The following is an 8,169-nucleotide window of genomic DNA, read 5'->3' on the forward strand; positions in this document are numbered from 1 at the left end:
CCCGGCAGCCCTTGCGGGGCCAGGCTCGAAGCATGACCGTCCGAGTCCGGGGCCGCCGCGCCGCCACCGTCCTGCTCGCCACCGCCGTCGCCCTGGCCACTGCCGCAGGCGCCACGGCCACGGCCGCCGGCACCCTCCCCGCGGATCCCCTGGCCGGCGTGTGGCGGACGGACGGCTACGGAACGGTCGTCACCGTCGACCACGACGGCCGCCGGCTGCGCAGCTACGAGACCACGGCCGCCGGCTGCCTGCCGGGCGGCACGGACGCCTCCCGCCCCCGCGCCACCGGCCCGTTCCGGCAGCAGGGCGAGGCCCCGGTCACGCTGACCCCCACCGGCCCCGGCCGCGCCCGGCTGTCCCAGGCGGACGACGCCGGCCACCGCACCCTGCGGCGCATCGCCGCCCTGCCCGCCGCCTGCCGGGATCCGCACCCCGCCCGGGACCCCCGCGCCGTCTTCGACACCTTCTGGCAGACGTACGCCGAGAACTACCCCTTCTTCGCCGCCCGCGGCATCGACTGGCAGGCCGTACGCGACCGCTACCGCCCCCGCGCCACCGACCGGACCACCCCGGACGAACTGTTCGCCGTGCTGCAGCAGATGATCGAGCCGCTGCACGACGGACACACCTACCTGAAGAACGGCGCAGGCGACGACTTCACCAAGCTGTACGCGGGGCACCGCCCGGACACCACCCTGCCGACGCCCGAATCGATCGCGCGCATCGACAAGGCGATCGCCCACGCCGTCGGGGTCCCCCTGCAGTCCTGGGCCCAGGGCGCCGTCTCCTACGCCGACCTCCCGGACGGCACCGGCTACCTGCGCATCACCCGTTTCCAGGGCTATACGGAGGACGACACGTACGAGGCGGACAGTGCCGAACTCGACCGCGCCCTGGACGCGGTCTTCACCCCCGGACGCACGGCTTCCCTGGGCGGCCTGGTCCTCGACCTCCGCTTCAACGGGGGCGGTTCGGACGAGCTGGGCCTGCGCGTCGCCGAGCGGCTGACGGACCGTCCGTACACCGCCTACCTCAAACGTGCACGCAACGACCCGCAGAACCCGGCCGGTTTCACACCCGCCGAGCCGGTGCGGGTCGCTCCGCACCGCGGCGGCCCGGTCTGGACGGGCCAACTGGCCGTCCTCACCGGCCGCCTGACGATCAGTGCGGGCGAGACCACGACGCAGGCCCTCATGGGCCGCACGCCGGCGCCCGTCCGCATCGGCGAGAACACGCAGGGCCTGTTCTCGGACGTCCTGGACCGCCATCTCCCGAACGGCTGGACCTTCGGCCTGCCGAACGAGGAGTTCGTGGACGCCGGCGATGGCAGGACGACGTACGACATCCGGGGCATCGCCCCGGATGTCGTGACCCCGGTCTTCACGGAGGAGGAACTGAGGTCAGGCCGCGACTCGGCCCTGACTGCGGCCCTTGACCGAGCGCCTAATGCGGCGCCCCGCGCCACCCCGCAACCGGCAACGCGAACTTCGCCACCAACCGGTCGGTGAACGACGCATGATGCAACCGCGCCAAGCGGACGGGCACGGCCCCTCGCCGCACCTCCACCCGCGCCCCGGCCGGCAGCTCCACGCTCCGCCGGCCGTCGCACCACAGCACACCGTTAGGCGTCTCCGGCTGCACCTCCACCGCGAGCACCGAATCCGGCGCCGTCACCAGCGGCTTGGCGAACAGTGCATGCGCGCTGATCGGCACCATCAGCAGCGCCTCGACCTCCGGCCACACCACCGGCCCGCCGGCCGAGAACGCATAGGCGGTCGACCCGGTCGGCGTCGCGCACACCACACCGTCGCCGCCGAACCGCGACACCGGCCGCCCGTCCACCTCGGTGACGACCTCCAGCATGCGCTCGCGCGCCGCCTTCTCGACGGACGCCTCGTTCAGCGCCCAGTCGCGGTGCACGATCTCGCCGTCGGTGCGCACGAGCACGTCGAGGGTCATCCGCTCCTCGACCTCGTAGGCACGTGTGACGACGCGGTCGACCACCTTGTCCAGGTCGTCCCGCTCGGCCTCGGCCAGGAACCCGACCCGCCCGAGGTTGACGCCCAGCATCGGCACCCCGGACACCCGGGCGAACTCGGCGCCGCGCAGCAGCGTGCCGTCACCCCCGAGCACCACCAGCAGCTCGCAGCCCGCAAGGGCGTCGGGGCTGCCGGGTCCCGTCTCCACGCGCTCGGCCGAGGCCGGCAGCGGCAGGTCGGCGGCCTCCTCGGCGAGGACCCGCACCCCGATGCCGCAGCGCAGCAGACCCTGGACGACGAGTTCCGCACTCCGGATGGCCGCAGGCCGTCCCGTGTGCGCGAGAAGGAAGACGGTGCGTGAGCCCGTCCCGGACTGTGATGCTGCCGATGGTGCTTCTGAAGTGGTCAACGGGGCCCCTCCGCCACTGCACGGTCAACGTCCGCCGGGTCCAGTTCGGGCGCACCGGCGCGCAGCCACAGAAAGTACTCGACGTTGCCGGAGGGTCCCGGCAGCGGGCTGGCCGTAACCCCGAGTACGCCCAGTCCGAGCTCGGCGGCGCGCGCGGCGACACCGCGCACGGCCTCGGCGCGCAGCTCGGCGCTGCGCACCACGCCGCCGCTGCCCAGCCGCTCCTTGCCCACCTCGAACTGCGGCTTCACCATGAGCACGAGGTCGGCGTCGGGGGCCGCGCAGCGCACCAGCGCGGGCAGCACCAGGCCGAGCGGGATGAAGGACAGATCGCCGACGACGATGTCGACGGGCACGTCGTCGATCTGCTCCAGCGTCAACTCGCGTACGTTCGTACGGTCCTTCACGGTGACCCGCTCGTCGCTCTGCAGCGACCAGGCGAGCTGCCCGTAGCCGACGTCGACGGCGACGACATGGGCCGCGCCGGCCCGCAGCAGGACGTCCGTGAACCCGCCCGTCGAGGCCCCCGCGTCCAGCGCCCGGCGGCCCTCCACCACAAGGCCCCGGGGCACGAAGGCGGCCAGTGCCCCGGCGAGCTTGTGCCCGCCGCGCGAGACGTAGTCCGGGTCGCTCCCGTCGTCGACGACGACGAGCGCCGCACTGGTCTCCACCTGGGTGGCGGCCTTGGTCGCGGTCGCCCCGCCGACGGTGACGCGGCCGGCCGCGATCAGCTGGCTCGCGTGTTCGCGCGAACGGGCCAGTTTGCGGCGCACCAGCTCGGCGTCCAGTCGGCGGCGGGTCACTGCCACGTGCGGTTCAGCTCCTGTTGTCGTGCGGGTGCGGCGGCCCGGGCGGGCCGGGGCGCTGGTCGAGCGCGGCGAGCGTCTCGCGCAGCCCCCTGTGTACATCCTCGTACACCTCCAGGTGGCCGCTCACCGCGAGGTGGTCGGCATCGGCGAGCCGGGCCAGCCCGGCGTCCACCTCGGGGTGGCCGGTGGGGGTGCATCCGACGCCGAGGGGCTGCGTCGGATCGGTCACGTCGGTCATGACTCCGACGCTACCCCGGAAGCGATGTTTCCCGGCGTTGCCCTCTCCCTGCGGTACCGTCCATGACGATGGCGACCATCGAGGAGTGCCGCGACGCACTCGAACGGCTGGCGGAGCACCTCGCGGGGGCGAGCGGCGAGTTCCGCGCGGCCGCCGCGCCCGACCGGTCCCTCAGCTGCCACCTCACCGACCTCGGCGTGACCTTCGTGGGCCACCTCCGGGAGGGCACCATCCAGGACGTCCGCACGGTGCAGGACGTACCGGAGCGGCGCGCCGAGATCGGCCTGGAGATGACCGGCGACGACCTGATCGCCCTGGTCGACGGCCGCCTCAACTTCGCCCGCGCCTGGGCCAGCGGCCGCGTCAGACTCCAGGCAAGCCTGCGGGACGTACTGAGACTGCGGTCACTGCTCTAGTACCGCACCCGCCGCGTGGGCGCGAGCAACCACAACGAACCCCCACCCGAAGCCCTCAAAGCCCCAGCCGGGCCACCGCCTTCCCGGCATCCAGCCCGCACACCCCGTCCCCCGCGGCACTCCAGCCCGCCGCGCACAGCGCCCGCAGCCCGTCGACGGGCTCGCCCTCGCCGTCCAGCACCAGCTCGTCACCCCGTACGGACGCGGTCCAGCCGCCGCAGCGCCCGTCCTCCGTCACCACGGGGTGCGGGGTCAGCAGCCCGCGCAGATCCTCGGCCACGAACGTGGGCCGGTGCCGCGGCTCGGCCGCGATCAGTTCCGCGGCCGTCGTCACCCCGGTGAGGACCAGCAGCGAGTCCACGCCGCCGACGTACGCCCCCTCGATGTCCGTGTCGAGCCGGTCGCCGACCACCAACGGCCGTTCCGCGCCGGTCCGCAGGATCGTCTCCCGGTGCATCGGGGGCAGCGGCTTCCCCGCCACCTGCGGCACCGCACCCGTCGCCAGGCTCACCACGCGCACCGCGGCACCGTTCCCCGGTGCGATCCCGCGGGCACTCGGAATCGTCAGGTCCGTGTTCGACGCGAACCACGGCACCCCCCGCGCCACCGCGTACGAGGCCTCCATCAGGCGCCCCCACGGCATCTCCGGCCCGCCGAACCCCTGGGCCACGGCAGCAGGGCCGTCGTCCGCCGAGTCCACCGGCACCAGCCCGCGCTCGCGCAGCGCGACCCGCAGCCCCTCCGCACCGATCACCAACACCTTCGACCCGGCGGGCAGTTGGTCCGCGATCAGCCGGGCCACCGCCTGCGCCGACGTGATCACGTCCCCCGGCTCGGCGGGTACCCCGAGCTCCGTCAGGTGGGCGGCCACCGTGGCCGGCGTCCGGGCCGCATTGTTGGTCACGTAGGCGAGGTGCATCCCGCCCGCCCGGGCCGTTCCCAGCGACTCCACGGCGTGCACGATCGCCTCGCCGCCCGCGTACACCACGCCGTCGAGGTCCAGCAGTGCGGTGTCGTACGCCTCGCTCAGCCGCAGCTCACTGGCGCTCGGCCCGGTCCGGACGTTCTGCTGGGTCATGATGTGATCGCTCCCTGTGCTGTATGTCTCTTCCTCGATCATTTCATTGCCGCACGGGCCCCGGGACATAGCATTTCCCAATGAGCACTCCAGGGCGTGGCCGCGCCGGCCACACAGGACAGGGACTGCAGCTCGCCCCTTTCCGAGGGCTGCGCTATGTGCCCGAGCGCGTGGGCAGTCTCGCCGCCGTCACCTCGCCGCCGTACGACGTCGTCGTGCGCCCCGACGGCCTGCGCCTCCTGGAGACCGCCGACCCGTACAACATCGTCCGGCTCATCCTCCCGCAGGCGGCCACCGCCGCCGACCGGCACCGCCTGGCCGCCCAGACGCTGCGCCGCTGGCAGGACGAGCACGTCCTGGCCGCCGACCCCGAGCCCGCGCTCTACGTCTACGAGCAGCGCGGCGAGGGCATACTGCAGCGCGGCCTCATCGGCGCCCTGCGCCTCACGCCCCCCGAGGAGGGCGTCGTCCTCCCCCACGAGGACGTCATGCCGCACATCGTCGAGGATCGCGCGGCCCTCATGCGCGACACCGGCGCCAACCTCGAACCCCTGCTGTTCTCCTACCACGGCAACGGCGACGGCATGACGGGCGCCGCCGGTGTCATCGAGCGCGTCATCCGCACCGAACCGCTGCTTTCCACCGCCACCGACGACGGCTACGCCCACCGCCTGTGGTCCGTCACCGACCCCGGCGACCTGGCCCGCATCGACAAGGACCTCTCCCACCAGCAGGCCCTCATCGCCGACGGCCACCACCGCTGGGCCACCTATCTGCGCCTGCGCGCCGAGCAACCGGCGCCGGGCCCCTGGGACTTCGGCCTCGTCCTGCTCGTGGACACCGCCCGCTACCCGCTCCGCGTCCGGGCCATCCACCGCCTGCTGCACCGCCTCCCGGCCGCCGACGCACTGGCCGCCCTGGGCGACTCGTTCCGGGTCCGCACCGTGGAAGGCCCGCTGCCGCGCGCCCTGGAGGCCCTGGCCGTGGCGGCGGAGGGCGACGAGCCCGGCAACGCCTTCGTCCTCGCCGGGGACGGCCGCTTCCACCTGCTCGACCGGCCCGATCCGGACCTCCTGGCCCGTACGATCCGCACCGACCGCCCCCGGGCCTGGCGCGAACTCGACGCCACGGTCCTGCACTCGACACTCCTGGAACACGTCTGGCAGGTGCCGGACGACCCCGAGCACATCGGCTACATCCACGACACGGAGGCCGTGGTCGAACAGGCGGAACGCCACGGCGGCACGGCCGTCCTGATGCACCCCGTCCGCGAGGACGTCGTACGCGAACTTGCCGAGCAGGGCGTCACGATGCCCCGCAAGTCCACGTCGTTCGGCCCCAAGCCGGCGACGGGGCTTGTGCTGCGGAGTCTCGCGCTGAACTGACGCGCACGGGATACACAAAGGGCGGAACTCCCGGAATCGACGAATCGATCCGGGAGTTCCGCCCTTCGCATGATCAGCGATCAGCTCTCGCTGCTCGTGTCCTTCTTGTCGCCCTCGGCCTCAGCCGCCTCAGCGGTCTCAACAGCCTCAGCGGCCGTGTCGCCCTGCTCCTCGGCCTCCGCCTCGGCCTCCTCGAGCGCGTCCGTGAACTCCACGCCGTCCAGCTCGGCGAGCCGGTCGGAGGCGTTCGTCGTACCGCCCTGGTCGGCCTCGAGCGCCTTGGCGAACCACTCGCGCGCCTCGCTCTCGCGGCCCACCGCGAGCAGTGCCTCGGCGTAGGCGTAGCGCAGACGCGCGGTCCACGGCTGGACGGAGTTCGACGCCAGCTCGGGGCTCTGCAGCGTGACCACCGCGGCCTCGGCCTGGCCCATGTCCTTACGGGCGCCGGCGGCCACCAGGCGCATCTCGACCTGGCCGGCCTTGTCCAGCTTCTGCACCTCGGGCTCACCGGCCATGGCCAGCGCACGCTCGGGACGGCCCATGCCGCGCTCGCAGTCCGCCATGACGGGCCACAGCTCGACGGAACCGGTCATCCGGCGCGCGGCACGGAACTCGGCCAGGGCCTCGGAGTACTTGCCGACCGCGTACGCGGCGAAGCCGGCGGCCTCGCGCACGGCGGCGACACGGGAGGCGAGCCGCAGGGCGATCCGCGCGTACTCGTAGGCCTGCTCCGGCTCCTCGTCCAGCAGGTTGGCCACCATGACGAGGTTGCGGGCGACGTCCTCGGCCAGCGTCTTGGGCAGGCTCATCAGCTCCTGCCGGACGTCCTGGTCGATCTCCTCGCCGGTCACGTCGTCCGGAATCGGCAGCCGCTTCACGGGCTCACGGTCGCCACGGTCCCGCGTACGGTCGTCGCGACGGCCGTAACCACCCGAGCGGTCGTCGCGGCCACGGTAACCGCCGCCACGGCTGTCCTCACGGCGCGGACCACGCGGGCCACGGTCGCCGCGGTCGTCGCGACGGAAGCCGCCACGGTCGTCGTCGCGGCGGGGGCCACGGTCGTCACGACGGTCATCACGCCGGAAGGACGGACGGTCATCGCGACGCTCGTCGCGACGGAAGCCGCCACGGTCGTCGTCACGACGGGGGCCACGGTCATCGCGGCGGTCATCACGACGGAAACCGCCGCGGTCGTCATCGCGACGGAACGACGGGCGGTCGTCACGACGGTCGTCGCGACGGAAGCCACCGCGGTCGTCGTCGCGGCGGGGGCCACGGTCGTCACGACGGTCATCACGCCGGAAGGACGGACGGTCATCGCGACGCTCGTCACGACGGAAACCGCCACGGTCGTCATCACGACGCGGGCCACGGTCATCACGACGGAACGAGGGGCGGTCGTCACGTCGCTCGTCGCGACGGAACGACGGACGGTCGTCGCGACGGTCATCACGACGGAAACCGCCACGGTCGTCATCACGACGCCCGTAACCACCGCCGGCAGGACGGCCACCACGGTCGTCACGGCGGAAAGAAGGACGGTCATCGCGACGCTCGTCACGACGGAAACCGCCACGGTCGTCATCACGACGCGGGCCACGGTCATCACGACGCTCATCACGACGGAAGGACGGACGGTCGTCACGACGGTCATCGCGACGGAAACCGCCACGGTCATCGTCACGACGCGGGCCACGGTCATCACGACGCTCGTCGCGACGGAAGCCGCCACGGTCGTCATCACGCCGGAAGGACGGACGGTCATCGCGACGGTCATCGCGACGGAAACCGCCACGGTCATCGTCACGGCGACCAAAGCCACCACCGGTGGGGCGGCCGCCACGGTCGTCGCGAC

Annotated in this window: 8 protein-coding genes and 1 pseudogene; 3 read left to right on the top strand and 6 right to left on the bottom strand. The window is 73.0% G+C overall.

The window, feature by feature from the left end:
• The first annotated feature begins 32 nt into the window (after window positions 1-32).
• Entirely contained in the window at window positions 33-1,508 is a 1,476-nt protein-coding gene (locus HG542_RS32055) for a S41 family peptidase (RefSeq protein ID WP_171087722.1), read from the top strand.
• On the opposite strand, the gene HG542_RS32060 is transcribed toward HG542_RS32055, so the two are convergent.
• From HG542_RS32060 to HG542_RS32070, 3 genes are read right to left on the bottom strand one after another with little or no spacing between them, the layout of a single operon-like run.
• Window positions 1,444-2,388, bottom strand: coding sequence for an NAD kinase (locus HG542_RS32060; RefSeq protein WP_171087724.1), 945 nt, complete (start codon window positions 2,386-2,388; stop codon window positions 1,444-1,446). The genes HG542_RS32055 and HG542_RS32060 overlap by 65 nt on opposite strands.
• Entirely contained in the window at window positions 2,385-3,191 is an 807-nt protein-coding gene (locus HG542_RS32065) for a TlyA family RNA methyltransferase (protein WP_171087740.1), read from the bottom strand. The genes HG542_RS32060 and HG542_RS32065 overlap by 4 nt, the downstream gene beginning before the upstream one ends.
• Before the next feature lie 13 nt (window positions 3,192-3,204).
• Window positions 3,205-3,435, bottom strand: coding sequence for a hypothetical protein (locus HG542_RS32070; protein ID WP_227724485.1), 231 nt, complete (start codon window positions 3,433-3,435; stop codon window positions 3,205-3,207).
• Between the two features lie 68 nt (window positions 3,436-3,503).
• Between HG542_RS32070 and HG542_RS32075 the strand changes: the two genes are divergently transcribed.
• Window positions 3,504-3,851 carry a sterol-binding protein gene (locus tag HG542_RS32075; RefSeq protein ID WP_171087743.1) on the top strand — a complete coding sequence of 116 codons (348 nt, stop codon included), beginning with the start codon at window positions 3,504-3,506 and terminating at the stop codon, window positions 3,849-3,851.
• Between the two features lie 55 nt (window positions 3,852-3,906).
• Here the strand turns inward: HG542_RS32075 and HG542_RS32080 are convergent, their stop codons facing one another.
• A complete protein-coding gene (locus HG542_RS32080) occupies window positions 3,907-4,929 on the bottom strand; it encodes an HAD hydrolase-like protein (protein WP_171087726.1) in 1,023 nt (340 codons plus the stop codon).
• Between the two features lie 80 nt (window positions 4,930-5,009).
• Here HG542_RS32080 and HG542_RS32085 point away from each other — a divergent pair, with 80 nt between their 5' ends.
• Window positions 5,010-6,314 carry a DUF1015 family protein gene (locus HG542_RS32085; protein WP_171087728.1) on the top strand — a complete coding sequence of 435 codons (1,305 nt, stop codon included), beginning with the start codon at window positions 5,010-5,012 and terminating at the stop codon, window positions 6,312-6,314.
• Window positions 6,315-6,394: 80 nt separating this feature from the next.
• Here HG542_RS32085 and HG542_RS32090 read toward each other — a convergent pair whose 3' ends face one another.
• Complete coding sequence (locus tag HG542_RS32090; protein ID WP_176607220.1) at window positions 6,395-7,183, bottom strand: tetratricopeptide repeat protein; 789 nt, start codon at window positions 7,181-7,183, stop codon at window positions 6,395-6,397.
• 72 nt (window positions 7,184-7,255) lie between these two features.
• Window positions 7,256-8,169 (bottom strand): annotated as a pseudogene (locus HG542_RS32095) (hypothetical protein); the annotation flags it as partial.

This window comes from Streptomyces morookaense (genome assembly GCF_013030945.1).
In the GTDB taxonomy this organism is placed as follows: domain Bacteria; phylum Actinomycetota; class Actinomycetes; order Streptomycetales; family Streptomycetaceae; genus Streptomyces; species Streptomyces morookaensis.